Here is a 1,670-nt window from a genome sequence, read left to right as displayed (position 1 = left end):
GGCCTGGCCGAGGCGGCGCGGGGGCTGGCCGACCAGGCCCAGGCCTTGGCGGTGCAGGCGCAGGCGGCCGCAGTGCCGGCGGGGGAGCACGGCTTCTTCCTGACCGGTCTGACGGTGTTCGTGCTGGCCTGCTTCGTCGGCTACTACGTGGTCTGGCGGGTGACGCCGGCCTTGCACTCGCCGCTGATGAGCGTGACCAACGCGATCTCCTCGGTGATCGTGGTCGGCGCGCTGATCGCGGCGGGCCCGGCGGTGATCGGGGCGTCGAGCCTGCTCGGCGCGCTGGCGGTGCTCTTGGCCTCGGTGAACATCTTCGGGGGCTTCCTGGTGACCCGCCGCATGCTGGCGATGTACCGGAAGAAATCCTAGGCCGCACAGGCCATCCAAAGACATCGGCCCTGCGAGGGCCCCCGGGAGTGAGGGGATAGAGGCATGACGAGCCTGGCGGTGCTGGCGTATCTGGTGGCGGCGGTGTGCTTCATCATGGCGCTGCGGGGTCTGTCGAGCCCGGAGACGAGCCGGCAGGGGAACTGGTACGGGATCGCCGGCATGGCACTGGCGGTGGCGACGACGCTGATCCTGCTGCCGCAGGTGCGGAACTACTGGCTGATCGTGCCGGCGATCGCGATCGGCGGCGGCATCGGCTATGTGGTGGCGCAGCGGATCCAGATGACGGCCTTGCCGCAGCTGGTGGCGGCGTTCCACAGCCTGGTCGGGCTGGCGGCGGTGTGCGTGGCGGCAGCGGCGTTCCTCGACCCCGCGGCCTACAATATCGGCACGCCGGGCGCGATCCATGTCGGCAGCCTGATCGAGATGGCGCTGGGGGCGGCGATCGGCGCGATCACCTTCACCGGCTCGCTGGTGGCCTTCGCCAAGCTGCAGGGGCTGGTCTCGGGCAAGCCGCTGGTGTTCCCGTTCCAGCACCCGCTGAACGCCGGCCTCGGGATCCTCATCATTCTCCTGATCGTGTGGATGTGCGCCGGGCAGTCGGGGGCGGCGTTCCTGCTCCTGATCCTGGTGGCGCTGGCGCTCGGCTTCCTTTTGATCCTGCCGATCGGCGGGGCGGACATGCCGGTGGTGGTGTCGATGCTGAACAGCTACTCCGGCTGGGCGGCGGCCGGCATCGGCTTCACCCTGCAGAACAACCTCTTGATTGTCACCGGCGCCCTGGTCGGGTCGTCGGGCGCGATCCTCAGCTACATCATGTGCAAGGGGATGAACCGGTCGATCATCAACGTGATCCTGGGCGGCTTCGGCGGCGAGGCGGCATCGGCCGCGGCGGGTCCGGCCGGCGACCGGGCGGTGAAGCAGGGCTCGGCGGAGGACGCGGCCTTCGTGATGAAGAACGCGCGGTCGGTGATCATCGTGCCGGGCTACGGCATGGCGGTGGCGCAGGCGCAGCATGCCTTGAGAGAGATGTCGGACCTGTTGAAGAAGGAGGGGGTGGAGGTGCGCTACGCCATCCACCCGGTGGCGGGCCGCATGCCGGGGCACATGAACGTGCTCTTGGCCGAAGCCAACGTGCCCTATGACGAGGTGTTCGAGCTGGAGGAGATCAACCGCGACTTCGCCCAGGCCGACGTGGCCTTCGTGATCGGGGCGAACGACGTGACCAACCCGGCGGCGAAGACGGACCCGGCGAGCCCGATCTACGGCATGCCGATCCTGGA

The 1,670-nt window shown here is 69.1% G+C and carries 2 protein-coding genes; both read left to right on the top strand.

The features are described 5' to 3' along the window. Positions 1-3: 3 nt before the first annotated feature. Complete coding sequence (locus tag ACFW16_RS36100) at positions 4-369, top strand: proton-translocating transhydrogenase family protein (RefSeq protein WP_380313929.1); 366 nt, start codon at positions 4-6, stop codon at positions 367-369. A gap of 63 nt (positions 370-432) precedes the next feature. Further along, positions 433-1,670: NAD(P)(+) transhydrogenase (Re/Si-specific) subunit beta (locus ACFW16_RS36095; protein WP_380313928.1), on the top strand; the 1,238-nt coding region annotated here is incomplete at its 3' end.

This window comes from Inquilinus sp. NPDC058860, assembly GCF_042743185.1.
GTDB lineage: Bacteria > Pseudomonadota > Alphaproteobacteria > DSM-16000 > Inquilinaceae > Inquilinus.
This window is presented reverse-complemented; position numbering and strand designations above follow the sequence as displayed.